The 25,200-nt window shown below is 56.9% G+C and carries 20 protein-coding genes; 6 read left to right on the top strand and 14 right to left on the bottom strand.

The window, feature by feature from the left end; genetic code table 11:
- Nucleotides 1-3: 3 nt before the first annotated feature.
- Both ACI5FR_RS27900 and ACI5FR_RS27895 read right to left on the bottom strand, forming a co-directional pair.
- A complete protein-coding gene (locus ACI5FR_RS27900) occupies nucleotides 4-771 on the bottom strand; it encodes a YheC/YheD family protein (RefSeq protein WP_405460621.1) in 768 nt (255 codons plus the stop codon).
- Nucleotides 772-854: 83 nt separating this feature from the next.
- Nucleotides 855-2,036, bottom strand: coding sequence for a GNAT family N-acetyltransferase (locus ACI5FR_RS27895; RefSeq protein ID WP_405460620.1), 1,182 nt, complete (start codon nucleotides 2,034-2,036; stop codon nucleotides 855-857).
- Nucleotides 2,037-2,168: 132 nt separating this feature from the next.
- Here ACI5FR_RS27895 and ACI5FR_RS27890 point away from each other — a divergent pair, with 132 nt between their 5' ends.
- Complete coding sequence (locus ACI5FR_RS27890; protein ID WP_405460618.1) at nucleotides 2,169-3,578, top strand: extracellular solute-binding protein; 1,410 nt, start codon at nucleotides 2,169-2,171, stop codon at nucleotides 3,576-3,578.
- 13 nt (nucleotides 3,579-3,591) lie between these two features.
- On the opposite strand, the gene ACI5FR_RS27885 is transcribed toward ACI5FR_RS27890, so the two are convergent.
- Nucleotides 3,592-5,208: an extracellular solute-binding protein gene (locus ACI5FR_RS27885; RefSeq protein ID WP_405460615.1), complete on the bottom strand. Its 1,617-nt coding sequence runs from the start codon at nucleotides 5,206-5,208 to the stop codon at nucleotides 3,592-3,594.
- 469 nt (nucleotides 5,209-5,677) lie between these two features.
- Here ACI5FR_RS27885 and ACI5FR_RS27880 point away from each other — a divergent pair, with 469 nt between their 5' ends.
- Nucleotides 5,678-10,222: a heparinase II/III domain-containing protein gene (locus ACI5FR_RS27880; protein WP_405460614.1), complete on the top strand. Its 4,545-nt coding sequence runs from the start codon at nucleotides 5,678-5,680 to the stop codon at nucleotides 10,220-10,222.
- A 172-nt stretch (nucleotides 10,223-10,394) separates the two neighbouring features.
- Here ACI5FR_RS27880 and ACI5FR_RS27875 read toward each other — a convergent pair whose 3' ends face one another.
- Nucleotides 10,395-11,456: a TolB family protein gene (locus tag ACI5FR_RS27875; RefSeq protein WP_405460611.1), complete on the bottom strand. Its 1,062-nt coding sequence runs from the start codon at nucleotides 11,454-11,456 to the stop codon at nucleotides 10,395-10,397.
- A 228-nt stretch (nucleotides 11,457-11,684) separates the two neighbouring features.
- Between ACI5FR_RS27875 and uraA the strand changes: the two genes are divergently transcribed.
- A complete protein-coding gene (gene uraA, locus ACI5FR_RS27870) occupies nucleotides 11,685-12,983 on the top strand; it encodes a uracil permease (RefSeq protein WP_405460609.1) in 1,299 nt (432 codons plus the stop codon).
- Here uraA and ACI5FR_RS27865 read toward each other — a convergent pair.
- The gene (locus ACI5FR_RS27865; RefSeq protein WP_405460608.1) at nucleotides 12,980-13,156 is read right to left on the bottom strand and encodes a hypothetical protein; all 177 of its coding nucleotides are present in this window, start codon (nucleotides 13,154-13,156) and stop codon (nucleotides 12,980-12,982) included. The genes uraA and ACI5FR_RS27865 overlap by 4 nt on opposite strands.
- An 82-nt stretch (nucleotides 13,157-13,238) precedes the next feature.
- Here ACI5FR_RS27865 and ACI5FR_RS27860 point away from each other — a divergent pair, with 82 nt between their 5' ends.
- Nucleotides 13,239-13,991, top strand: a complete 753-nt coding sequence (locus ACI5FR_RS27860) for a spermidine synthase (protein WP_405460607.1) — start codon at nucleotides 13,239-13,241, stop codon at nucleotides 13,989-13,991.
- A gap of 19 nt (nucleotides 13,992-14,010) precedes the next feature.
- Here the strand turns inward: ACI5FR_RS27860 and ACI5FR_RS27855 are convergent, their stop codons facing one another.
- On the bottom strand, nucleotides 14,011-14,631 hold the full coding sequence (locus ACI5FR_RS27855; RefSeq protein ID WP_405460605.1) for a glycerol-3-phosphate acyltransferase: 621 nt from the start codon (nucleotides 14,629-14,631) through the stop codon (nucleotides 14,011-14,013).
- Nucleotides 14,628-15,722, bottom strand: coding sequence for a glycosyltransferase (locus ACI5FR_RS27850; protein WP_405460603.1), 1,095 nt, complete (start codon nucleotides 15,720-15,722; stop codon nucleotides 14,628-14,630). The genes ACI5FR_RS27855 and ACI5FR_RS27850 overlap by 4 nt, the downstream gene beginning before the upstream one ends.
- A gap of 132 nt (nucleotides 15,723-15,854) precedes the next feature.
- Between ACI5FR_RS27850 and ACI5FR_RS27845 the strand changes: the two genes are divergently transcribed.
- Nucleotides 15,855-17,423, top strand: coding sequence for an SWIM zinc finger family protein (locus tag ACI5FR_RS27845; protein ID WP_405460601.1), 1,569 nt, complete (start codon nucleotides 15,855-15,857; stop codon nucleotides 17,421-17,423).
- Nucleotides 17,420-20,362 (top strand): DEAD/DEAH box helicase, encoded by a 2,943-nt coding sequence (locus ACI5FR_RS27840; protein WP_405460600.1) that lies wholly within the window; start codon nucleotides 17,420-17,422, stop codon nucleotides 20,360-20,362. The genes ACI5FR_RS27845 and ACI5FR_RS27840 overlap by 4 nt, the downstream gene beginning before the upstream one ends.
- Before the next feature lie 78 nt (nucleotides 20,363-20,440).
- On the opposite strand, the gene bshB2 is transcribed toward ACI5FR_RS27840, so the two are convergent.
- The 7 genes from bshB2 to ACI5FR_RS27805 form a co-directional block, all read right to left on the bottom strand.
- Nucleotides 20,441-21,097 carry a bacillithiol biosynthesis deacetylase BshB2 gene (bshB2, locus tag ACI5FR_RS27835; protein ID WP_405460598.1) on the bottom strand — a complete coding sequence of 219 codons (657 nt, stop codon included), beginning with the start codon at nucleotides 21,095-21,097 and terminating at the stop codon, nucleotides 20,441-20,443.
- 14 nt (nucleotides 21,098-21,111) lie between these two features.
- Nucleotides 21,112-21,456, bottom strand: a complete 345-nt coding sequence (locus tag ACI5FR_RS27830; protein WP_405460596.1) for a YojF family protein — start codon at nucleotides 21,454-21,456, stop codon at nucleotides 21,112-21,114.
- Nucleotides 21,457-22,188: 732 nt separating this feature from the next.
- Nucleotides 22,189-23,340, bottom strand: a complete 1,152-nt coding sequence (locus ACI5FR_RS27825; RefSeq protein ID WP_405460594.1) for an MFS transporter — start codon at nucleotides 23,338-23,340, stop codon at nucleotides 22,189-22,191.
- 40 nt (nucleotides 23,341-23,380) lie between these two features.
- Nucleotides 23,381-23,932, bottom strand: coding sequence for a PadR family transcriptional regulator (locus ACI5FR_RS27820; RefSeq protein ID WP_405460592.1), 552 nt, complete (start codon nucleotides 23,930-23,932; stop codon nucleotides 23,381-23,383).
- 209 nt (nucleotides 23,933-24,141) lie between these two features.
- Nucleotides 24,142-24,486 (bottom strand): YrdB family protein, encoded by a 345-nt coding sequence (locus tag ACI5FR_RS27815; RefSeq protein ID WP_405460590.1) that lies wholly within the window; start codon nucleotides 24,484-24,486, stop codon nucleotides 24,142-24,144.
- Nucleotides 24,480-24,719 carry a 5' nucleotidase, NT5C type gene (locus ACI5FR_RS27810; protein ID WP_405460664.1) on the bottom strand — a complete coding sequence of 80 codons (240 nt, stop codon included), beginning with the start codon at nucleotides 24,717-24,719 and terminating at the stop codon, nucleotides 24,480-24,482. Before ACI5FR_RS27810 ends, ACI5FR_RS27815 begins: the two co-directional genes overlap by 7 nt.
- 46 nt (nucleotides 24,720-24,765) lie before the next feature.
- Entirely contained in the window at nucleotides 24,766-25,155 is a 390-nt protein-coding gene (locus tag ACI5FR_RS27805) for an iron chaperone (protein ID WP_405460588.1), read from the bottom strand.
- Nucleotides 25,156-25,200: the final 45 nt, after the last annotated feature.

The following is a 25,200-nucleotide window of genomic DNA, read 5'->3' as shown; positions in this document are numbered from 1 at the left end:
TTGTTATTTCATTCTCCCGTACTGTCTGGCGTACCGGATCGCAGTCCGGTACGGCCTTTTGTCGGCAAGCGACTTTAAGCCTCCGATACTCGGATGGGTGTTCACCTCAAGAATCCACAGCCGCCCACGGCGACCGAGCGCCACGTCAAGACCGAGCTCCTTAAACCGAGCGCTGCGGCGGTTGAAGCAGCGGGCCGTCTGCATACCCAGCGTCTTCAGCCGCCGAATATAGCGATTGATCTGAGTCGCGGTATAGCCCGCACCTCGCAACGTCGGCCGTACAAGCGCAAGCTTTCCTCCCTGATGATAGTTCGTGACGACTTTATTCGGTTTGCCAAGCTTGACTACCAAGACGGATGGCACCCACTTGCCCCCTCGCGTCTTTTGCATCATTACCCGGAAGTCGAAGGGTCTGCCGCGGGAAGTTTGCAAGTAAATGCCCTTTTGCAGCAGATAGCTCCTCCGGCGAGCGATTCTCCTCAATCGACCATAAAGGGAATTTGCGGAGGATACCTTAAACGTTCTCGCGAGTTTCTTGACCCGGAACCTCCGGGATGCCGTCCGTTCAATGCGCGCTATACCGTTGCCGCCATAACCTATGGTCGGTTTGAAATACACCATCTTGTAACGGCGAGTCATCTCGTTAAGCGACGAACGCGTGAACCGCTTCGTTTCGGGAACGAATCGTCTCAATACGCGGTCGGACAATAACCATTTCGTCTTCTTCCATTTGCTCTTGACCTTCAGGCTGCCGCTGCCCTTTTTACGCATCCTATCATCTCCTTTGCATCACTCGGGATAGATTACTATCCCGCACTGACAATCGTCACGGCTGATGCAAGGGTGTCCGCATATTAATATCCGAAATCCAAATAATACGGGGTATGGCCCGGCAACCGCTCTTCGAGCACTCGGACCGCCTCTACGCTTCCTTGCAGCCGCCCGATCTCATGCAAAAAAGACGGCTTCTGATAGCCGATCATCAATGTAGACATCGTTTGGATATCGCAGGCTAAATGCGGCAAGCTTCCATCGGCGGATACGCCGGCTACTGTCGGCCGGACTTCCACAGCACCGTCCTCCCCGATCGATAGCCGGTACGTACCGTTGTTCCATGGCGCGTATTCATCGGTTACCGTTAACCCGATTGCCGTACCCCCTCCGTTTTCTTTGAAACGGCACTTCGCCAAAAATCCGGGGACATCGATAATCCGCGCCATCAGGTGGGCCGGAAAGCTTATCTCGAGTCCTTTCGGATTATCGATCAGAAACGGAAACCGGTCGTCCGCAGGCGCTTTGAACGTCACCGATTCGTACATGCTGTCCTGCTTGCGGATAAACTCCCACAGCCCCTTGTTCGCATCGCGATCCAAGTAGACGAACTCGTGAATCGTTAATTGGACTCCCCTATATTCGTAGATCAAATATCCCCGATCTTCACCCGCTTCATTGCAATAAACCGCGATCATGCCTTTTTTGTTCGCGAGGATGGAAGAGTTCCATCGTTCCACAGAACGATTAGCCATCCCGTTATACTTCGCTGCATATCGGACATAGATGTCGTTCAGCCGAGGGAGGTCTGGCCGTATTCTGCTTACGCTCCCCGATCCGCGCCAATCGGGCACGCAGTTCGCTTTCAAGGTATACTTCTTATACTCGTACATCATCTCCCAGCCGAATCTCCGATAGAACGAATAAGAAAAGGGACCCAAATACGAGATCGTCTGCCCTTTGTCTTTCATAGCCTGCAAGCCGCGAATCATCAGCTGCCGTACCGTTCCCCCCTTCCGGTATTCAGGCCACGAGGCCACGCCCGCAATCATCCCCATCTCATGAACATACCCGTTTACAAAGGCCTGGAGCGGCAAAATCACGATATTCGCCGCAAGCTGTCCATCGATAAAATACCCCCAAGTATCCTCGGGCAAACATTTGACGAGCGGGTCGTCCGCCCGATTGGAGCTTTTAAAAGCAAAATGGATCAACTCTGCGCTATCCGGCATCTCATTTTCCGTTAATATCCGTATTTCTTCCATAATTGCCCCCTAATCGATTTGTATCTAAAAACAGATAAATGTCTTAAATTATGCACATTCATTTGCGTTACCTTTGCTAACTTTGTATGATTAACTATAAACGTATTATGCCGTGACGGAGGAATGTTTCACTTGAAATCTTCGAGAGCGTTTCGATATCAAAAGCTTGCCCACGTACTGCGCGAACAAATAATGACAGGCTTTCTGAAGCCTAATGATTTCCTCCCGACGGAGCACCAATTGTGCGAGCAATACCGATTAAGCCGGACTTCCGTCCGCAAAGCGCTTGAATTGCTGGAAGTTGAAGGGCTAATCGAACGAAGGCCTGGAGCCGGAACGAGAGTGTCGGCTCAATTCGTGCTGCCCGAGGATGCGGCAAGAACCTTCCAGATCCTTGTTCCGTCGCCTAATTTTTTCGTGGAGCACGGTGGACTGGATATTTTCATAAACGAGTTCCGCAGGCTGCATCCCAATGTGGAAATCAGCTTGCTGGAGGCACCTACCGGCGCGGATCTAGCGGAACATCTCCGAACACACGAAAAGCACGGGATCAAGCCGGATCTCGTCCTGACCTACGATTCGCTACTAAGAAACTTGGACAACTATGAAGAGTTTTACGACCTGGAACCCCTCATGTCCGATGGGATGCCCGACATTTACCCGCGGCTGCTGGAAGGGCTCCGGTTCGGTTCGGGGAGAATTGCGGCACCGGTCACGTTTTCGACCGTATTCCTGGCTTATAATCCCGATTTGTTCGAGAGCCGCCAGGCAACGAAGCCTTATGCAGGCTGGACCAAGGATGCTTTTATGGAGGCGGCGCGGACGATATCCGCGGATACGAACGGAGACGGCTTGATCGATCAGTACGGTCTTATGTTTACCCGAGGCATCGGGAGATGGCCGGTGTTTGCCATGCAAAACGGCCTCATGTCTTCCGCCATCTCCGATTATGATGACATTTTGCAAAAAACAAGCGCATTTCTTCACGATCTTCTTCACCGGGAACGGATTGCGGTAACGTTTAATGTTGACAGCCTCCGTACGCATCAACACCCGTTCAAAAACGGCAAAGCGGCGATGACCTTGACAACCACATACGAACTGGCATCCTGGTTGGACGAGCCGCTTGACTTTGAGCCTCAGATCGCTCCCCTTCCTTTCGGCCCGTGCTCCTCCACTTTGCTCACTACCAACGCTCTGCTAATCCCAAAATGCTCCCCCAAGCCCGAACTGGCGCAGTCGTTCCTGCGTACCGCGCTCGGATTGGAGGCGCAAACGTCCCTTTGTTCGGAAACGCCTTTCCTGTCCATTGTGCCTGCGGTCAACCGTACGAAAGTAAGCGCCGAGCTGTTGGCCTTTTACAATGCAACGGAAGAAGCGATGCCGGGCAATTATCACGTTCACGAGCTGTTCCCCGATAATGAAACGATGGAAGAGTTGATCGAAAACATGAACTTTTTTTGGCTCGCCATCGAGTCGGCGCCCGCGTTTGCCCGGAGATGGAAACGTCTCGTCCCGCGCATGGCTGTATTGCAACCTTGAAAGGTGCGGTCCGTCATTTAAAATCGTTCACTTTAAGCCCCACGGCTCTCATTTGCTGTACATAAGCGTCGAACAACTGTTTACCCTTGTAAGTAGTCATGAGCTCCTCGCGGTATTTCGGCCAATTGGACGAATCTTTGTCCTCAAACAGCATTTTCGAAAGCAGCTCGTTCAGCCGTTTGCGGACATCGGCGGTGTTGACGCCTTCAGGCGGAACTACACTGGTACCGAAACCCTGTCCGAACTTGTACGTTTTTAACGTATCTAATATTTTACGGTCGCGGTCGGTCATGCGCGGATCCACGACCTTGATGCCGAGCGGCTCACCGGATGTAGTTGTTGGTCCTGGCACCATAAAACCCCATATGCTGAGGAAATTTCCTTTATCGATGATATCGGTTTTGATAGCATCCGGCTTAAGCGTAATTTCTTTTCCGCTTTTCGTGAAATGCTTGCCCTCCTGGCCGTAACTCGTCAGCAGGAAGCCCTCCTCGCTGCACAACCAGTCCAAAATTTCAATGATACGCTCCATCTTGGCCGGTTCTTTCTCCAGCTTGACGTTGATCAGGAACGGCAAGGTCATCAGATCCTCCACCCACACCGGATCGTTCGGAAACGGGTTGAACGGCACGATTTCGGCGGTAGGCACGACCTTTTTGAGCATGTTGTAATAGCTGGACGGTTCGGATTCGAATGCTATTGCTTTGGCGCCGCTTCCCCATACCATTCCTACCTTGCCTTGCGCAAATTTCTCATACACTTTGGCACCGCTGGAGAGATACCAATCCGGATCGAGTAGCCCTTCCTTAATCCACACCCGGATGTCGTCAATCACAGCTCCGGCTTTCGGATCGCTTGTGCTGTCGTGGAACTCGCCGTTCGCATCGACGAAACCGGTTCCGATCAGGCCGTGTTTCTTGAATTGCGGAAACATGTACGGGATGTTTTTTCCATCCCCCGCGAGGGTGAACCCGTACGTGTCGTCTTTGCCGTTGCCGTCCGGATCTTTTTTGGCGAAGGCCCGCATCACATTCGTCAGCTCGTCATAATTGGTCGGCATATTCAGCTGCAGCTTGTCGAGCCAGTCCTTGCGGATCCAATAAGACCATTGCCCCCGCTTTTCAACCGGACGAGGGGCGCGAACAAACGAACCCTTCAATTGGAATCGTTTGACCTCATCCTCGGTTACCCATTTGAAATAATTCGGCATTTTTTGCGGGGTTACGTATTTCGATAGATCGGCAAACACACCCTGCTTGGCGAGGTCAATCGATTCGTTGCCTACCGACAGGAACATGTCGGGAATATCGCCCGCGGCGATCCGGGCGTACAGCTTGTTTTTGCGGTCCTCATTAAACGGCATCGTATCGATTTTTAATTCGACATTGAATTTCTGTTCGATCGTTTTTTTGATGAAATCGTCGTCCCCGGCCGGAAGGACGGCATTCGCATCGCCGCCTAGGAAAAAGTGGAGTGACATTTTCTCTCTGGCAGGCTTGACCGATTGGTTTGGCGGGCTGGGTTGGTTTTGACCAGTTGTGGGTTCCGGGGCCTCCTTATTGGTCGAACAAGCGCTCAGTAAGACAGATGCGGCCAGTACGGTAGACAGAACCATTTTTACTTCCCTCATCGGATTTTCAACCTCCTCTTTTTTAACCGCTTTCACAACAGGTGTTTGTCAAGTTGTCTTCTTTGTACTAAATATTAATTTATAAGATACAAAGTAAATATATAATACAAATTTATGCTGTGCAATTCATATTTAAACGAAATATTAATTAAAGACCATAGATAACTGAGAAAGAATAGTAACCCATTGCAATAAACGATCTTGTTCCATAATGATCAGTACCCGTCCGGAGCAACCCCCCGGCGCAAAACCGCCTTCAAATGTACTTGACTTAACCATATATGTATCTTATATTCATAAATGTATGATACAATCTTTTTTTTAAAATCAGAATACTCTTTTGATTGGAGGGATATATGGAAAAATGCTGAATGAGTACGACCGTTGAAGAGTTTCGCTGCAGATGCCGTTTCCTTTTTGTAAGCGTTTTCATGTTTTCGTACCATCTTTTTCGTAAGGAGGGAACTTTATGAAAATATTCTTCGGTAAAACCGCTAAAAAATCGGTCATCCTTCTTTTATGCGCCATGCTCTTCTCCAGCTCCGGCCTTCTCCGTTTTCCAGAAAGTGCACACGCCGCGGAAGAAGCGGTACAGATCGTGTACAAGTTCGCCAATTTGTTTCCCGGAGCACCCGTGCAGCCCGGCTGGAGCCTAGTGGGCGACCCGAACGCCTCTCCTGCCGTAAAACCGGCCAGCTACGGAGCGCTGATCAGTCCGACGGCGCCCAATCAATTCAGGGATTTCGAGTTCACCATTCCGTCAGACGGTCATTACTTGTTGTCGTTCAGCGGATACAATACATATGGCGGCGCTCTGGCAACCCTTTCCGTCGACGGAGCGGCAATAGGTCAATACAGCTTCTATAATATGGGCGGGCCCGGCCCGGTCAAGCCGCTGAAGACGATCCCGCTGACAGCCGGCAAGCACACTTTGCGCCTGCAGGTTGCGGGCAAGCCGGGCACCAACTATTATATGTTTCCTACCGAGTTTATCATAACGCAAAGGCCTGGACCCGCCCAGTTGGACACGGTCTCCTTGGAGATTGCCAAGCCTAATCTTATCGTAAATCAACAAACAGACCTCAAGGTGACTGGAAAAATGGATGACGGAACCGAGGCCGGGCTGGCAACGGCGAACCTATCGGTGGTCAGCGGAAATCCTTCCGTCGCCGATGCAGTGTACGGCAAGCTGACCGCCAAGCAGCCCGGTTCCTCGCTGTTCACAGCGACCGTGACGCTGAACGGCGTAACCAAGCAAGCGGAAAAGGAAGTACAGGTGTTTGCCAAGCAGGAGCTGGATCGCATTGCGTTGTCTTTGGACAATGGTCGCAGCACTCCTCTGCTCCTCATGGGAAAGGCGAACAAGCTGATCGTAAAAGGGTGGATGAACGATGATGCCGAGGCCAGTTTAGGCGGAGCAGCCATCGCTTACACGAACAGCAACCCAGCGGCGGCTTCCATCGACGACAGCGGGATAGTCTCTCCGGTTTCAGCCGGCCAAACGACGGTCTCAGCAACCGTTACCTTAAACGGGGTCACCAAGGGAAGCAGCCTGGGGATTACAGTTGATAACGGAAAATCCCGCAGCACTTATTTCACTCCCGAAAAGGTGGCGGCGGCCAGACAAAATGTGCAAAAGTACGAATGGGCCCAGCTGCAGCGCGATGCGGTGGTAGCCAACGCGGAAGCGTACGTCAGTCAGGACTGGGAAACTCTATGGAATCTCGTTTCAAGCCCGACACTCCCGAGAAGCTACGCGGTCAATCAAAAGATGGGAAGTCCGGTTACCGGCAAAGAAATCGATAAATTCGGCAACTATCCGTACTTGGGCAATCCGATTACCGAGCCCTGGAAGATTACCGACCCGAGCAGCGGCTACAAGTTTCCGACCAATGACTTCGGCGCCTACTACCGGAGCGGACTCGACGAACACGGGATATTCCAGCCGAATAAGGCGGACCGCAGCCTGCTGGTCAATACTCTGTATCCGGAAAAAGGTCCGACTTGGGGAGTCGATGACGGCTTCGGCTGGGTGGACGACCAAGGCAATCGCTATACGTTTATCGCTTACTACAACCATTGGATGCTCTGGTACAGCGGATATATGAACCGCGCAATCAGCACGCTGCGGGACGCTTACGTGTTGACAGGGGACCCGAAATACGCCAAAGCCGGAACGGTGCTGTTGGACCGAATTGCGGACGTTTATCCGGAAATGGATGTAGCGAAATTCAATCAGACGTGGTTCCTGAACAGTCATGGCGGAACGAACAAAGGCAAGATTGTCGGATCGATTTGGGAGACTTCGCTCGTTCGGATCTTTGTTGAAGCGTACGACGCCTTCTTCCCCGTTATGGACGATCCGGATTTGATCCGATTTTTGTCGGGCAAGGCCAATCAATACAAGATAGCGGACAAATCGACCGCAGCGGCCATTCGCCGAAACATTGAAGACGGAATCGTACGCGAGGTATACCAGGGCGTCAAAAACGCGCAAATCCGCGGTAATACAGGAACACATCAATCTACATTATCCATGGCGGCGGTCGTGTACGATACTCTTCCGGAGACGAAGGAATGGCTCGACTTCAACTTCCAGCCGGGCGAACTCCTCAGCGATCCGTACAGGGTAACGGGCGGCAACATCATGAGCATGCTTGTGAACGACGTGGACCGGGACGGCCAAGGCAACGAGTCCGCTCCGCAATATAACCGCATCTGGGTCGATTACAACCGGATTACGGCCGATATTTTGAACTGGTACGACAAGTATCCGGCGGCCGATTTGTTCAAAAACGTGAAGTACGCCAAAATGTTCAAAAGCCTTTATCCCTTCCTGATGGTGGGCAAGTACAATGTCCCGATCGGGGACAACGCGGCAACCGGCGCTCCCGGCGTATCGCTGAAGCTGGAGCAAGCGGTCAAGGCGTTTGATCTCTACGGCGATCCGGTATTCGCCCAACTGGCCTATTTCTTGAACAATAACAGCACAGAAGGCATTAACGGGGGCATTTATTCTCCCGATCCGGAAAGAATCAAAAAAGACATCGAATCGGTCATCGCCAAGTCAGGTCCTCTTAATATGAACAGCACCTACATGGGGGGCTACGGCTTTACCGCGTTGAGAGACGGCGAGGCTCCGCTGTTCGATTACGGCATCCGCTACCGCTTCCCCAGTATGGACATTGTGGAAAAGAGCAAGGCTGTCGCACCGATCGTAGATAGTGCAGCCATCGAGTTCGGGGCTTCCGCTCCCGGGGACTCGATTACCTTCTCGTTTGACGTACCGGCAACCGATACTTATGAGGTCAGCGTGAAGCCGCTGCGGAATGTGGCGTACGGTGTTTATGACGTCAAGATCGACGGCCAGACCGTCGCGCAGATGGATTTCTTCGGAGGGAACTACGAGCATGAGCCGGTATCTTTGGGGCCGCTGACAAAAGGCTCGCATCAAATTACGTTCGTCAGCACGGGACGCTATGAAAAAGCGACAGGCTACAAGCTTGGCTTGATCGAACTGGCGCTGCTGAACGAGCAGGAGAGAACCCGCCGGGATGCGACCTACGGGGAGAACACGCTGCGCGATCTGTGGATGTACTATGGGCGCAACGGCGGCCACGGTCATCGGGACACGCTGAACATCGGCGTGCATGCATTCGGTCTGGACGTTTCGCCGGACTTGGGTTACCCGGAAGTGGCCGACGGCGTGCAGCCTCATCGTCACGAATGGGTAAGGAACACGATCAGCCATAACACCGTGATGGTCGACAAGACGGCGCAAAACGAACAAATCGTGGCCATTCCTCGAGCGTATGTGGATGGGGACCGGGTGAAGCTGTTTGAAGCCGAGGCTCCCCTCGTATATACGCAAACCGAGATGTATCGTCGTACGACGGCGATGATCAAAGTGGATGACGCGAATTCTTATCACGTCGACTTCTTCCGGGTATACGGCGGCAACGACCATCATTTCAGTTTCCACGGCGCGGAGGGTGCTGTAACCACCGATGGACTTCAATTGGTCCCGCAGCCTACGGGAACCTATGCCGGGCCCAATGTGGAATACGGGCAAAGACCGGAGCAAAATGCCGGCAGCGGATACGGCTACACCGGCGCCGGGTTCCATTTCCTGAAAAACGTTGAGAGGGCCGCGTCCCCGGCAGGCGGGTTCAGTGTCGATTGGGACATCGTGGACTCGTATAAAGTGATCAAGCCGGAGACGGATATCCATCTCCGATTGACGATGCTGAACGATGTCGACGAGGTGGCATTGGCGGATGGGATTCCTCCGCAGAACAAACCTGGGAATCCGGCCAGCCTGAAATACATGATCGCCCACCGTTCGGGGGAAAATTTGCGCAGCTTGTTCACTTCCGTAATCGAGCCTTATGTAGGGGAACGGTTTATCGAATCCATCTCGTCCGTGAGTATCAAGACCGAGGACGGTGCGGCCGTGGACCCGAACGAAGCGCGCGCGGTACAAGTGAAGCTGACAAACGGACGTACGGATACGATTATCAGCACATTAAATCCGGAGATGATGTACATCGTAGGCGATCGGATCCATTTCAAAGGAGCATTCGGCGTCTATTCCGAAGTGAACGGCTCGACGGAGCACGCTTTTGTGCACGAAGGCTCTAAAATAAGCGGGCCCAAAGGCGGAATGCTGAACGGCATCCAATCCTCCGTAACCGGTACGGTTGTGGACTTCACGAAGGAACTTTCCGTCAAAAATGAGGTCATCGTTAACGCCAATCTGAAAGGGATCGATCCAACACGGCTAATCGGCAATCTGATCCGGATTCAGAATGACGGCGTGCGCAACGCCTCCTACCTGATCCTGGGGGTTCGGGAAATTGGGTCGCACACGTACGCGCTTGATGTCGGCGACATTACATTCATCCGAAGCTATAAGGATACGAACGATTTTTCAAAAGGATATGTGTACGACATTCAAGCGGGGCAGCCGTTCGTCATTCCCCTCGTTGCCGAACAAGACGGCACTAAGAATTAATGGATTCTATGTCGGAATGACAGAATAATGGAAAGCCGGTTCCTGTCTTTATGACTGGTTACCGGCTTTATTTGTGGAAGGCTGCCTTTTTGTTGGGAAAAGCGGAATCGTTATGATACAAAAGAGCCCTGCGCAAACAGGACTCCGCTTCATGGGATACACGGCAGCTTTGTCAGGGCTCCAGGATGCCTACCCGCAAGGCGCCGCCTTCACCCGCATACGTGAATACAATCCGGCGGCCATCCGGACTGAAAGAAGGGTGCGGATGGCCGGGATGCCGTGGCCAATAGGGCAGGCGGACGAGCAACTCGGACGTCCCGCTTGCCGCCTCGATCCGCACGATGGAGGCTACATGATCCGGCTCCTGGGTGTCCGCCACGAGCCAGCGCCCGTCCGGGCTCGCGGCTACATGCCAGTACTTGTGGTCCCCGTTCACGAACCGGGACGTCTCCCCATCCTTCTCCGCATAATAGATGCCGGTCGGTTTCCAGGGACTTTGCGCATAAGCGACGAAGATTAGCCCGCTCCCGTCAGGCGCCCACATCTCATGGCCGACGTATTGTCCGTGCGTGCCGTCTTCGAGCTTCTGCTGGCGAAATATATTGCGGGCTTCGCCCGTCGTGCGGTTCACCACCCAGAGCCGGTCCGGGATGTGCTCCGTGCGGCCTTCGTGCGCATAGAACACGAGCTCCGGATGAACCGGATTGATCATCGCGTGATTGGCCACCGGGTAGGGCTCCGAGAACGAAGGCTCGATAATCGCTTCCAGCTCCCCCGTACGTACGTGAAGGACCCCGATGACCGAGCGGTCGCCGCGGCTCCAGCTGAGCCCGATCGTCTCCCCGTCGCCTGCGATGGACAACGGTCCGTGCAGCCTCGTCCCCGCCTCCGCCTGGCCAATCACATCGAGTCGCCCCGTTGACGCATCGTAAGCGAACACCCGCGTCCCTTCCTCCAGCAGGCCGAAGAACACATCCTGCCGCGACACGACTCCGCAGCCCCACTCCGACCGTTCGACGATGAGCTCGCCCTTTCCCGTAACGGTATCCACGACTGCATACGAGCAAGCGAGCGTCTCGGGATCGATCCCAATGGCGAGCACCAGATGCCGGCTGTCCGACAACCAGCTCATCGCGGTGAAATAATGATGCCCGACGTGGCCCCCGTCTAGCCCCAGCGACACGAGCTCGCGTCCGTTCTCTTGGCGGACACGGCGGTCCAGCTGAACGTTCATCTTCCACACTCCCCCTTTATTGAGCGGCCGGCGGTTTGATCTGACACCGCGGCCGACTTTTCACCCGCAGTATAGGCTTAAGGAAGGGGAGCGGCAAGCTTCACTTTTTGTGGAAGGCCGCCTTTTTTGTCGGAAAGGGCGGCATGCGTTATGATACAGTATGAAAGCGGCCGATCCAGATCATGCTGGTCATCATAGCCCAATTGCTGCCAGGAGGAACATATCGCCATGAGACAAGAAATCGGAGTTCACGAAAGACCGCCCCTTGGGCAAAGCTTCATGCTGAGCCTGCAGCACCTGTTCGCGATGTTCGGCTCGACCGTGCTGGTGCCGAACCTGCTCGGCGTCGATCCCGCGATCTGCCTGCTGATGAACGGCATCGGCACGCTGCTGTACATCTGGATCTGCCAAGGCAAGATTCCCGCCTACCTAGGCTCGAGCTTCGCCTTCATCGCCCCTACGGGTGCCGTCATCGGCCAGCACGCCGCGCCGGCCGGCGGCTATGCGGCCGCACTCGGAGGCTTCCTCGCCGCCGGGCTCGTGTTCACCGTCGTCGCCCTGCTCATCCGGGCCGCCGGGACCGGCTGGATCCACGTCCTCTTCCCGCCGGCCGCCATGGGCGCGATCATCGCCGTCATCGGTCTCGAGCTCGTGCCGGTCGCCGCCCGGATGGCCGGCTGGATCCCGCCGGCCGATGCGGCTGCCGACTGGACGCCCGACGGCCGGGCCATCGCGCTGTCGACGGTCACGCTCGGCGTAACGCTGCTCGGCTCCGTGCTGTTCCGGGGCTTCATGCGCATCATCCCGATCCTCTTCGGGATCGTCACCGGCTACGTGCTCGCCGTCTTCCTGAACGAGGTGAGCTTCGAGGCCGTTGCCGACAAGCCATGGTTCGACGCTCCGACCTTCACGCCCCCGACGTTCGAATGGGCCGCGATCCTGACGATCCTGCCCGCCTCGCTCGTCGTCATCGCGGAGCATATCGGGCATCTCATCGTGACCGGCAATATCGTGCACAAGGACTTGTCCCGCGATCCCGGACTACACCGGTCGCTCCTCGGCAACGGCATCTCCACGATGCTGTCCGCCTTCATCGGCTCCACGCCGAACACGACCTACGGGGAGAACATCGGGGTGCTGGCCATCACCCGTGTCTACTCCACCTTCGTCATCGGAGGCGCGGCGGTGTTCGCCATCCTGCTCTCGTTCCTGGGCAAGTTCTCGGCGCTTATCTCCAACATCCCGGTCCCCGTCATGGGCGGCGTGTCGCTTCTGTTATTCGGCGTTATCGCCGCATCCGGCTTCCGGATGCTCGTCGAGTCGAAGGTCGACTATAGCCGGCCGACCAACCTGTTCCTGACGCTCATCGTCCTCATCACCGGCCTGAGCGGCGTGCGCATCGCGATCGGCAGCTTCTCCCTCTCAGGCATGGCGCTCGCGACCGTAGTTGCGATCCTATTCAGCCTGCTGTTCAAGCTGTTCGAGATCACCCGGCTGTCGAACGACCACGAGGCCTCGTCGCACTAGGAATGGGCACCGCTCCATACCCCTTCGCCCTCCAGCAAGCCGCGGACCCGAATGGGACGCCGCTCCGCGATCGACTTGTTCGCCGCAATGCCGATCAGGATCGACTGCGCCCCTTCCCAGGACCCGGCCTGCTGCCGAAGCGGGTCGGCCAATGTCTTGCCGCCGAACAGCATGGCCCTGAGCCCTCTCTAGCAGGGATACGCCCTTGGCATGTCAAAACTATACCTTCAACGGAAAATGAACGGAGTTGACCTTATGCAAGCTCTGCATCAAATCTCCACCCCGCATCATACGATCACCGTCTATGAGACGTCGGAGCTGTATGGCGAGAGAGGACGGTTTCGGGTACTGCAATTTTCGAATGAGGCTGTGCAAGGGGCTATGGATCTCGATGAACCGGACCGGATCGTGTTCGAATACCCGCGGGCCCTCATCCATCTAATGGAGATGAATCGTCCATCGTTCGAGGACGTTTTCGTGATCGGCCATGGGATCGGGACGCTCGCCCGTCATTATGCGGACAAGCGCGTGCGGGTGGCGGAGCTGGATGAAGCGGTCGTGGAGGTCAGTCGGAGCTGGTTCGGGTACGCTCAGGACAACGTAACGGTCGGCGACGGCCGGGTGCTCTTGCAGGGGGAGCGGGATCATAGCTTCGACTATATCGTCGTCGACGCCTTTACGCACCTGGGAACCCCTCGGCAGCTTGTTTCGCGGGAATTTTTCGAGCTGACGCGCAGGAAGCTGGATCCCCGAGGGGCGGTGCTGCTCAACCTGATGGCGAAGCACGAGCAGGACCCGCACATCCGTGCCGTACACACGACGCTGCGCGAGGTGTACCCGTATACGAAGTCGTTCCTGCTGCCTTCGGAAGGGATGACGGAGCTGCAGAACATTATTCTTATGGGCGGGAACGCCCCGCTTGTGTATCAAGGCCGGCAGATGGCCGGGTTTCGGGAGATTGAGCTGGCGGCGGGGTATGTGTTGAGGGATGACTGGGCTCAGCAATGACGTTTCCCATCCGCATTGTCTATATCAAGCGGCGGTTTCGCCTCCGCCTCCACCACCTCGTCAGCTCGGCCCGATGTGTATACGACAGCAGCAAGAAGCTCCCGAGCCACACCCACCCGATCTCGACCGGGAACGCCCTGAGCCACACGTACCCGCCGACGAGCAGCAGCCCGCCCACAACCTGCAGGCCGTCCGCCTCGGAAGTCGTCCTGCCCTTGGCGATCCACCGCGATACCGCGAGCAGCACCGCGAGGATGACGGCATACGCGAGCGACACCTCGAATCGCGTGAGCGCACTCCAGACGCCGAAAGTGACCGCGATGGCTTTGCCGCCCTTCCCCTGCAGGAACGGAGAGAACGCATGTCCCGTGATGGGAGCGAGCGCGACCGGAACGATTCCGAGCCCGGAGACATAATCGTGGCCCAGCGCCAGCACCAGCAGAACAGGCACATACCCTTTGCCAAAATCGAGCACGATGCCCGCCAGACCAAGCTTATAGCCCGACGCCTTCCACAGGTTCAGCGCCCCCGGATTGCCGTCGCCGACGAGCCTCAGGTTGTGGCGCGCCCACAAGCCCAGCCAGTACGAAAACATGAGCGACCCCGATAGAAAGGCGACCGCCGTCAGCACAACAATCATAGCTCCCGCCTCCCGCCTACCCGCACCTGCCTGCCCTTCCAGCGAACGTGTCCCAACACCGTAACTTGATAAGCCGAGTACACCATGATGCCCAGGAAGAACAGAGTCGACAGCACATGCAGGACCGGCATGACGATCCCGAACACCCCCACATATTTAACGAAGTAAAACAATTGCGCCATGTATAGCAAATACCCGATCAGTAGAGGCCACACCCAGGAAGTGCCGACAAAGGCAAACACCGATTCGGAGACGACAAGTCCAACCACCCAGAGAGCTACCGGGACGATCGTCCACGGACTGAGGGTCGAGGTGCTCAAGACGGCACCTTTGCTGAACCCTTCGATCTCGCTTCGGATCCCCTGCGGATACATCCGGAACGACACCAGGCCGCCGCCGATATAGTTCGTGACCGGGATGCCCGCTTCCACGAATTTCGAGCCGAGGAACAGATCGTCCAATATTTCCGCCCGGATGCTCTCATGCCCGTTGATGGTCTCGTAATCCTCCCGCAAGGCGACGATGCAGGAGCCGTACAAGCCTTTCTTCGGATTGCTCTTCTCAAAAATCGATGTAAACGCAAACGTCCCCAGCACATTCGGGATCAGGGCCAGCCGTTCGTAAAACTTCTCTGTGTAGTGGTACGGGACCACGGAGATGACACCGTCGGTGCGCTCGCGGGCTTCGATCAAGGAGGCGAGCGCTTGAGGCGCCAAGCGGATGTCGGCATCCAGGAAAACGAACGTATCGCCGGTCGCATGCCGGTACCCGTTCCAGACCGCCCAGCTTTTCCCGGTCCAGCCCTCAGGGAGGCTTCCGTTCTTCACGACCTTCACCCCATAGCTGGCCGCAACCGCCCCCGTACCGTCCTCCGAACCGTCGTCCACCACGATGATTTCATAGGGCCGCATCGTTTGCGACCGGAGGGAGGCTAGCAGGGCCGGCAGATTCAAAGCTTCGTTCCTCGCAGGAATGATGACGGACAGCCTACGCTGCCCGGGATTCGAGGGGGGAGCGACAGTCAATGTGTTTTGACGAAACAACAGAAACCCACATAGGCATCCGACAACAAGCAGCAACAAGATCCACAAAGGCTAATCCCCCTTCCACTATCAAACATATGAGGGAGGCTGCCGAATCATGTAGGTGTCGAATTTCCCCGTCTCCCATTCTATAATAAGATTGATAGAATCTTTCATGATTGGCAAGGAGTTTTTTGGAAAATGAGTGATAGCAATCGACCTGCATTAAACGATGAGCAGTGGGAAGAGCTTCTCGGGCAAGTAGGCCGTCATTTCAATGAGGTGACCTTGAGCCGGGGGTATCAATATTTCAAGCAGCAATTCGTCGAGTCGCTGCGCATTACCGCGGAGGAACGCGTGGTGCAAGCAAAGGTGACCGGCACGGAGACGTATCAGGTCGTGTTGAATCTGAACCGGTTCGCATCCAGCACCTGTACCTGCCCGGTTCGCTCGAATTGCAAGCATCTTGCGGCCGTCATTATGGAGCTGGCGGATCGTCTCGGGTACCCGGCTTCTCAAGTTGTGAACGCCCGCATGTACCAGAAGCGAGTGCAGACGGCAGCCCCCGCACAGTCGGTGCTTCAGCAGTTGCCCCAACTCGATGTCGCCGGTTGGCATGCGTTCTGGGAGGAGGCGACTTCTTTTGTAAAGCCGGCCTACGACCCTGGGAAGTATACGGAGATGCTGCGACATCAGTTGCAGAGGCTCAGCCCTCGTTCAATCCCGTTCACCGCCATCGACTGGCTCTACTATGAGCTGCATCAGCACTTGTTCGTCCTGCGTAAGCTGAAGGAGTTGGACGCTCAGGGCCATGCAGGCCACTACACTGGATTCGCGCTGCAGCGGATGTATGAGGATGTGCAGCATACATTGCGGCAGCAATCCGCCGCCTTCAATCTCACCCTGTCCACGGAACGGCTCACGCAGACATTGAGGTATATGAGGCAACAAATAGCGGAAGAGCCTGGGCTGCGGATGCGGGATTATGGCTTGTATATGGCGCTATGGAAAGCTTTGATCGCTTCCCGACCGGAGGCGGGGGGGTGGGTGTCCCAGGAATTGGACGAGCTCGAGCAACTGCCCGGGGAGTCGCTCTCCTTTCCGCTTCAGGCCTTGAAGGCGTTCCATTACCTTCAGCAATCCAAAATCGAAGAAGCTTGGGCAGCCTTGGAAGCGAGCGATTCGTTCACTCAAGCGCCTGCGAGTTTATTCCTCCCTTTCCTCAATCATCTATCCGCTTCCCGCAATTGGAAAGCTCTGGTGGATTGGTTGAGCCGGATGAGACCCCAATTCCAGCACCTGCGGGGCCAGGAGTTCCAAGTCTATATGGCGTTCTGGAAGGAAGCGGCCGTTCATCGTCCCGAAGTCGAAGAGCCGATGTTGGATTTCCTTAGAGGCATGCTGCCCCTTTCGGCGCCCTTTATCGAAAACTGGCTGTACGAGCAGCACCGTTGGAAGCCCTGGCTGGAGATCCAGCTCTGGCTAGGCCGTGACCCCCTCCAATATCGCGTCAGCGTGCTGCAGCCGATCGAGAAGGAAGCGCCTGAGCTGCTGGTGCCGTATTATCATCAGGGGATCGAGTTTTATGTGAGCCAGAAGAACCGACAAAATTACAAGCTGGCGGTCAAGCTGCTGAAGCGGCTGTTTAAAATCTACAAAAAACTGAAACGAATCGACCGGTGGGAAGGTTTCTTGGACGGGTTCTTGGAACGGCATAACCGGCTCCGGGCGCTGCATGAGGAGATTAAGAAAGGAAAGCTGGCGGAATGAATCTCAACTTGGTGGAAATGACTGTACATGCGGTGCTCACGGATAACGGAGACGCTCTGCTCTGGGGGCAGCAGGACGGGAGAGCTGTGGCCAGCGAGAAATTCCGAAGCCTGCTGTTCGCCTGGCATGAGCCCTCCTGCTATGGCACCCTGCTGGAGCAGCGGCACGCCGGGGAGCTCGTCGTAACCGTGCTCCCTGCGGAGATGGTGCTGGGCTTCTTCGCCGAACCGGATACCGTGGACATCGTCCGGTGGTCGGGCGGGGATGAAGTGACGACCGCCCTGCTCGAGACCGCGCCCCTGCTGCTCCGGGAAGCTCGGGCCGGCCGTTATCGGCCCAGCTATAGAGCGTATCTGGGGGGCCAGCTGCAGTGGACATGGGCTGCCGATTCCGAAGGGCTGGAGGAGGCGGAGGCGGAATCGCTCCGCCGTCTGGATGATCTTGGCGACAGGCTGACCGGTCTGCAAGCCGCCTTCTCCGCCGTCGTCGTCTCGGAGCACTATGCGGACGAAGCCGCGATGTCCGAGCTGCGCCGGCAGTATCCGGCGCTGTTCCGCGGGGGGCCGGCGGGCGGGGCCGGCGCGGCCACGGTGGGGCTCGCGGAGGCAGAGTGGCTCGATGCGCTCGGCTGGAAGCCGGATCCGGCTCCGTTCCGCCCGGCTCTGCAGCTGCTCGAGCCGGACGGGGAAGCGCCGGACTGGCGCCTGCGGCTCGTGCTGCAGGACCGGTCGGAGGGATCGGCGGTCGTGCCGATCCGGCTGCTCGCGGACGGCCACGCTTCCGGCGTGTGGGCTCACGAGTGGAGCCCCTACGTCCGGGAGCGCTCGGCCGGCTGGGCCGCTCGGCTCGCGGCGGCGCTGCCGGAGACGGTGCACCGCGGCGAGCTGTTCGCCGAACCGCTGAGCGACGAAGCCGCGTGGCGGTTCCTGACGGCTGACAGCCGCGACCTGCTGAGCGACGGCTGGAGCGTGATGCTCCCCGGCTGGTGGGAGGCCGCGTCGAAGCGCAAGCCGCGCCTCCGCGCGCAGGTGGCCCCCGAGGCCGGGGGCCGGAGCCAGTCGCTGTTCGGGCTGAACGCCATCGTCGCCTTCGACTGGCGGATCGCCATCGGCGACGCGGACTTGACCGAGGCGGAATTCGCCGAGCTGCTGAGCCGCAAGGAACGGCTCATCCGCTTCCGGGGCGAATGGGTGCTGCTCGACCCGGCGCTCATGGAGAAGATCCGGCGGCTCATGGCCAGCATGAATCCGGAGGAGGGCCTGTCCCTCCAGGATGTGCTGCAGCTTCACCTGCTAAGTGAAGCGGATCGGGAGCAGTCGCCTGCCGGCAACCGTCCTTCCCGCGAGGAAGCGGCGGAGGACGACCGGGTCCAGCTCGAGGTGGAGCTGAACGCCCACCTGCTCGCGCTGCTCCGCCGGCTCGGCCAGCCGTCGGACATCGAGCCGCTCGCCGCACCGGCAGGCCTGCGGGCCGAGCTGCGCGGATACCAGCGAGAAGGCTTCAGCTGGCTCAGCCTCCTCCGCTCATTCGGGCTAGGCGCCTGCCTGGCCGATGACATGGGACTGGGCAAGACCGTCCAGTTCATCGCCTACTTGCTGCAGCATCGGGCCGAGTCCGACACTCCGGCTTTGCTCGTCTGCCCGACCTCGGTGCTCGGCAACTGGCAGAAGGAGCTGGCCCGCTTCGCCCCCGAGCTGCGGGTGCATCTGCACTATGGGAAGGGCCGGCTGACGCGCGAGGAGGCGGCGTCCGTCTGGAGCGAGATGGACGTGGTCCTTACATCATACACGACGGCTCTACTGGACCAGGAGACCCTGCAAGGCATCGTCTGGAGCTCCCTCTGTCTGGACGAAGCCCAGAATATCAAGAACGCACAGAACAAGCAGTCGGCCGCCGTCCGCTCCCTTCAGGCGCTGCACCGCATCGCGCTGACCGGCACGCCGATCGAGAACCGGCTGTCGGAGCTGTGGTCGATCTATGATTTTCTGAATCCCGGGTACCTGGGGAGTCAGCGCGGGTTCCAGCAGCGGTTCGCGGCGCCGATCGAGAAGCATCAGGATGCGGAGCGGACCGCGCAGCTCCAGAAGCTCGTGAAGCCGTTCATGCTGCGGCGCAAGAAGAACGATCCCGCGATCCAGCTCGATCTGCCGGAGAAGCAGGAGATGAAGGTGTACATCAATCTGACCGCGGAGCAGGGCGCCCTCTACGAGCAGACGGTCAAGCGGTTGATGGAGCGGATGGCCGAGCTCGAGGGCATCGAGCGCAAAGGTGCGATTCTGGCGGCGCTGACGCAGCTCAAGCAGCTCTGCGATCATCCGGTGCTGCAGACGAAGGAGGCCGCGCCGACCGCCGAGGAGCTGGCCGGCTGGCCCGAAGAGCCCCGCGAGGCGTTCGTCGCGCGGTCGGCGAAGCTGGAGCGGCTCGTGGCGATGGTCGACGAGCTTCGCGACGAGGGCGACTCGTGCCTGATCTTCACCCAGTACGTCGGGATGGGCCGTATGCTCGCCGACGTGCTGGGTGCGCATCGGAGCGAGCCCGTTCTGTACCTGAACGGCGGCACGGCCAAGGCCGAGCGCGACCGGATGATTGAGGCGTTCCAGGCTCCCGACGGTTCGGGCCCCGGCATCTTCGTCCTGTCGCTGAAGGCGGGCGGCGTCGGCCTCAACCTCACGGCGGCCAATCATGTGTTCCACTTCGACCGTTGGTGGAACCCCGCAGTCGAGAACCAGGCGACAGACCGCGCGTACCGGATGGGACAAAAGCGCAACGTGCAGGTGCACAAATTCATCTCCCTGGGCACCCTGGAGGAGAAAATCGACGAGATGCTGGAAAGCAAGATGAGCTTGAGCGAGAACGTTATTTCGACGTCGGAGAATTGGATTACGGAGCTGTCGAACGACGAGCTGCGCGATCTGTTCGCCCTGCGCCAGTCGTGGTGATGGTGCGTACAACGAAGGGGCTGGCCCTCGAGTAGCAACGGCAGTTGCTCTACTCGGAGGTCAGCCCCTTATTTCCGCTCAATCGATGGGATACGTCCAAAACCGCTCGGTCCCGAACCGGTCCAGAAACTCCTGCTCGCCCCACTGCTGGCTGCCCAGCAGCTCCGCGGCCTGGAATTGCGAGCGGTGCGATTCGATGGACGCCTTCTTTTGCGGCAAATAGTCCTTCACATCGTTAACGATATCCGGCTTGCCGATCGCTTCCTCATGGTTCTTGGAGAAAGCAATGGCGTGCACGGGCGGCCGCTGCCCGACGGGCAGTCTCCGGACGGCCCGGACGACCGCGGCCCCGCATGCTTCATGGTCCGGATGTACGCTGTAGCCCGGGTAGAAGGTGACGATGAGCGTTGGCTTCACCTCGCGGATGAGGCTCTCGATGCACCCGTCGAGCAGATCGCGGTCTTCGAATTCGATCGTTTTGTCGTGGAAGCCGAGCAGGCGCAGGTCCTGGATGCCGATGGCGCGGCAGGACGCTTCCAGCTCGAGCTTGCGGATCGCAGGCAGCGTCACCCGGGTGGCGAACGGCGGGATACCCATATTCCGTCCCATCTCCCCGAGGGTCAGACAGCCGTAGGTGACCTGCGTCCCCTGTGCGATGTGCATGGCCAGCGTGCCCGCTAAGCCGAAAGATTCGTCATCCGGATGCGGCAATACGACCAGGATGTGTCGTTCCATACGGTCCTCTCCTCTCAGAAGGGCTCCCGGCCCAATTGCAGCGCGACGACCAGCTTGCCCTGCGTATCGTGCCCGGCCAGGATGAGCCTCTCGGTGTCGGTCTCTTCATAATGGGTCAGCCCTTCCGAATAGACCCAGCCTTGTTCCATCTTCAAGCCCACGCGATAGGGCCCTCCGCCTTGGATCGAGCCTTGGCTGAACCGGATCTTCGCATTGGTGATGAAGGTCGCGGCCGGATGCTTGGACTGATCGAAATGCGCCGCATAGGCGCCCGTCGTCATTTCCAGATGGATGTACAGCTCTTCCCCGCTCATACTCTCCAGCCTGTGCTGGATGGCCTCTGGCTCGATCAGCCTCATCGTGCTCTCCCCCTCTACTGGTCTCGCTGCTTATTTCCTCTTATTCTACCACGCTTTCCTGTGTAAACGAAAACCACCGCCTGCGTGGGCCGATGCTGCTGTTCCGTGTGCTGCTGGAATCCGGCTGGTTCTCTCGATGAGGACACGGAACCGACAGGAAAGGGGACTGGCAGGCTGATCTTGCAGGAAGAACCTGCAGCTCGCTGCTGGATCTGTCCTCCGAGTAATTCGATTTCGTCAAATTAAATGACATCGTGGGGCGAAATAGGTGGACGCAGTTCGATTTCAACTACTTACAGGTCTGGTTCGCAGCAGGTCTACTCGAATAGTACGCTCTAATGCGGCAAAATCCAACTATTCAGCAGCAACAGCGTTTCCGATGACCTGCAGTTCGGCAAATTCGAACTACGACGCTCCGGACGCCTCTCGCCCCCGTGAAACCGTTCTATCCTTTCTTGCCGTCCATCTTGTAAGGCATAATTTACTAATAAGCTTAGTTGCCTTACAAGTTTTGACCTGTTTGTGCCGAAATGAGTTGTATTGTTAACCTAACCTTCGTTATTGGTAAAGTTGACCTTACTATTAACGCAGGTTAGCCTAACAATTTGCCGAAAATCGTTAAAATGGCGCTATATTAGTAAAGTTCCCCTGCTTATTTGTAAACTTAGCATTACAACGAGCGTATTGCGTAAGTTGATCGGAGCTCTGGTCCTGAGCGAAAGGGCCCAACCCCTAACCCGCCATAACTCGGCTCTCCGCCAATCGCCGCCTGACGACGGCCACGAAGATCATAGCCGATACGGCCACAGAAGCGGCGCACACGCTGAACAAAACCTCGTAGCCGGTATGCTGGGAGACCCAGCCGAGCACGATCGCACCCAAGCCGATGCCGAGATCGAAGGCGGTCATGAACGAAGCATTGGCCACCCCCTTCTTGTCCGGATGGGCCAACCGCAGATTGGCCGCTTGCAGTGCCGGCTGCGCCGAACCGAACCCTAATCCGTACAGTACGGCGGCGGCGATGACACCCCCGAGCCCGCTCGAGAAGCTCAGGACCAACAAAGCCAATACGGTCACTGCGAGGCCCGGTAGGATGACTGCAGCCTCCCCTAGCCGGTCGGACAGCCTGCCCGCGAACGGACGGGCCAACGTCAGCGCCAAGGCGTACACCAAGAAGAAGGTGCCGGAGTTGACTTCGATCGAGGTTGCGAAGAGAGGCAAAAACGTCGTGATGCCGCCATAGGCCACCGCCAGGAAGAAGACCCCCGTCGTGACGGGAAGAACCGATTTATCGAAAATCTGGATTTTCCTCGTTCCCGCGCTGGGTTCAAAAGGTATCCGAGTCAAGAACACAAGTACCAGCGATGCCGCGGACAGCCCCGTTGCCAGCAAAAACAAACTGTGAAACGACCCGTTCTGCTGCACCCAGAGACCCAGCATCGGCCCGATCGCCATCGCCACCGTCATCGCCATGCCGAACCAGCCCATACCCTCCCCCCGGCGGGAGACCGGGATGATGTCCGTGACCGAGGTGCTGACCGCCGTCGTCGAGAACGCCCAGCTCGCGCCGTGCAGGATACGCAAAGCCAGCAAAATCACAATTCCGCCTACCCAGCTGTACAGGTACATCGACAAGACGAACAGGGCGAGTCCCCAGATCATGAAAGGCCTTCTGCCGTATCGGTCGAGCAGCCCCCCGACGAGGGGACGGAACACGACCGCGGTCAGCGTGAAGGCTCCCGCCGCGAGGCCGACCTGCGACTCGCTGCCTCCCATTTCCTTGATGAAGAGAGGCATCGTGGGCAATAGCAAATAAAACCCGGTGAATAAGACCAACATTCCGACCATCATGCTGATATAGGACTTCGTCCAGAGTCTCTCCATACTCTCTCTCCTCCTAATAGCAAACGAGAACTTTGCCTCGTTAATCTTCCTGCGACCGCACCCGTTCGATCTCTTCTGTGACCCACTGGATCTCGACCTCACCCAGCCGTTTGCGATGGTCGAACACCCGCAGCAGCTGTACACGCTGCTTCTCCGGCTCCGGCTTGTGCGTCAAGAGATACGACTCGAAATCAGCCACATGTTTGTAAGCCCGCTTCACAATATGCAAATATTGCTCGAGGCAGTCCAGCCGCACTTTCTTCGGGACGTACTGAAAATACACCATTTTGAACCGGAACGTAGGCTCCGTGTCGGGGTCCGGGTTGGCGTCCAGCGGCTGCGCCATGAGCTCCAGGAATCGCGCGCGTCCGGTTTCCGTGATCGCGTAGATTTTCTTCGTTCGGCCTCCTTTCGTCTCTTCTTCCGTACGCAGATGGATCCAACCTTCCTCCGTCATGCGCGAGAGGAGCGGGTACAGCGTCCCTGAGCTGATTTTCCGCCCCAGCCCGACCGCGTTCTTCAGCACGTCCTGCAGCATGTAGCCGTGCTTCTCGCCTGTCATCAACTCGCCCAATACGAACAATTCGTACATTTCGAATCCCAACCTTGTATATGTCGTATCGATATATATTATATGTCGAACCGATATATTTATCCAGCGCCTTTCGCAAAAAAAATAACGGCCCCCCGACCCAAAAGTACCGGGTTGGCGATCGTCAATAAGCTTGAGGCTATTGATTTTATTTTAAATGAAATTGATTCTCATTGTCAATGAGTATAATTGAACTTTCTTAACAAACCCTACTTGTCACCCAACACATAAACCATTAGATGGGCCACCACTACACACCCGCCCAAGACAAACGAGAGACTCGGTAGGCCGACTGCATAGAGGGCTGCCGCAGCGAAGCCGAACACGAAAACCTTCAGCACGAATCGGATTGCTGCCGATACTTTGTAGGAGGCCTTCGGAGCGAGAAAAAGCCCCCAACCTATAGCGACAAGCAAAGGGAGTCCAACACCGACCAGCACTTTGATCCCTACCGGATAGTCTAACCGGAAGCCCCAGTATCCGTAGGCAATCAACGCGGCTAGCTCCGAGAGGAAAACGATAAGCAGGAAGAAGGATCTGATCGCGATCAGCAACGTAACGTCTCCCTCCTTTGGAATTGTTCGGCCAGGGAATCCAGATGGTTTTTGACATCCGTCCAATTGGATGCCCGATAGATCAAATCATGGGCGACGGCCCTATTGTATGGCTGCTCATACAGAATAAGGGGCCTATCCGCTAGCGCGAACTGCTCGGCATAGTGCGGTCCGTCGTCGATCATTACGTCCACATTCGCCTCCACACAGGCCTCAAGCTTGGTCACTGTCATCGTAAGCAAAAAGAAACAGCCCTCTCATCCAAGAGGGCATTTCAAGCTACTTCTTCTTCAGCTTTTTCAAAGCGGCGTTTTCGAGATTCCTGGCCACCCGATATTGTACGATCCGGCCAATCAATTCGTAGGGCAGCGGTTTGTTGAGCGGAAATCGGATCGCCCCCTTGGACTGGGGGTACTTCTTCAACTCTTCCTGGAAATCCTCAATTCCACCCGGAGCGGGATAAAATCCAATGTGCTGCTTGAACGCCGCAAAATGCACCAGATTGCCATGCAACTCATAGGTAGGCATTTGGTAGCTGATCTTTTCCTTGGCCTCCGGAGCCGCTTCCCGGATGACTTTCCTTAATTGGGTTAAGATCGTTTGAATCTCCGGAGGAAACGTGGAAATATAGTGATCGATCGATTCATACCCGGTTTTCTCGCCTTGCATAGCCTCTCCCGCTCTCCTTTCCGTTTCCGAATTCCTACAAGGATT

Source organism: Paenibacillus sp. HJGM_3 (assembly GCF_045062745.1).
Taxonomy (GTDB): Bacteria; Bacillota; Bacilli; order Paenibacillales; family NBRC-103111; genus Paenibacillus_AA.
The sequence above is the reverse complement of the archived record's forward strand: the minus strand, read 5'-3'. Positions and strand labels throughout refer to the sequence as shown.

Excerpts from the sequence above, each read along its gene's own strand:
- ACI5FR_RS27900 (WP_405460621.1), bottom strand. The coding sequence starts at position 771 with ATGCGTAAAAAGGGCAGCGGCAGCCTGAAGGTCAAGAGCAAATGGAAG.
- ACI5FR_RS27895 (WP_405460620.1), bottom strand. The coding sequence starts at position 2,036 with ATGGAAGAAATACGGATATTAACGGAAAATGAGATGCCGGATAGCGCA.
- ACI5FR_RS27885 (WP_405460615.1), bottom strand. The coding sequence starts at position 5,208 with ATGAGGGAAGTAAAAATGGTTCTGTCTACCGTACTGGCCGCATCTGTC.
- ACI5FR_RS27880 (WP_405460614.1), top strand. The coding sequence starts at position 5,678 with ATGAAAATATTCTTCGGTAAAACCGCTAAAAAATCGGTCATCCTTCTT.
- ACI5FR_RS27875 (WP_405460611.1), bottom strand. The coding sequence starts at position 11,456 with ATGAACGTTCAGCTGGACCGCCGTGTCCGCCAAGAGAACGGACGCGAG.
- uraA (WP_405460609.1), top strand. The coding sequence starts at position 11,685 with ATGAGACAAGAAATCGGAGTTCACGAAAGACCGCCCCTTGGGCAAAGC.
- ACI5FR_RS27865 (WP_405460608.1), bottom strand. The coding sequence starts at position 13,156 with ATGCTGTTCGGCGGCAAGACATTGGCCGACCCGCTTCGGCAGCAGGCC.
- ACI5FR_RS27860 (WP_405460607.1), top strand. The coding sequence starts at position 13,239 with ATGCAAGCTCTGCATCAAATCTCCACCCCGCATCATACGATCACCGTC.
- ACI5FR_RS27855 (WP_405460605.1), bottom strand. The coding sequence starts at position 14,631 with ATGATTGTTGTGCTGACGGCGGTCGCCTTTCTATCGGGGTCGCTCATG.
- ACI5FR_RS27845 (WP_405460601.1), top strand. The coding sequence starts at position 15,855 with ATGAGTGATAGCAATCGACCTGCATTAAACGATGAGCAGTGGGAAGAG.
- ACI5FR_RS27840 (WP_405460600.1), top strand. The coding sequence starts at position 17,420 with ATGAATCTCAACTTGGTGGAAATGACTGTACATGCGGTGCTCACGGAT.
- bshB2 (WP_405460598.1), bottom strand. The coding sequence starts at position 21,097 with ATGGAACGACACATCCTGGTCGTATTGCCGCATCCGGATGACGAATCT.
- ACI5FR_RS27830 (WP_405460596.1), bottom strand. The coding sequence starts at position 21,456 with ATGAGGCTGATCGAGCCAGAGGCCATCCAGCACAGGCTGGAGAGTATG.
- ACI5FR_RS27825 (WP_405460594.1), bottom strand. The coding sequence starts at position 23,340 with ATGGAGAGACTCTGGACGAAGTCCTATATCAGCATGATGGTCGGAATG.
- ACI5FR_RS27820 (WP_405460592.1), bottom strand. The coding sequence starts at position 23,932 with ATGTACGAATTGTTCGTATTGGGCGAGTTGATGACAGGCGAGAAGCAC.
- ACI5FR_RS27810 (WP_405460664.1), bottom strand. The coding sequence starts at position 24,719 with ATGACAGTGACCAAGCTTGAGGCCTGTGTGGAGGCGAATGTGGACGTA.
- ACI5FR_RS27805 (WP_405460588.1), bottom strand. The coding sequence starts at position 25,155 with ATGCAAGGCGAGAAAACCGGGTATGAATCGATCGATCACTATATTTCC.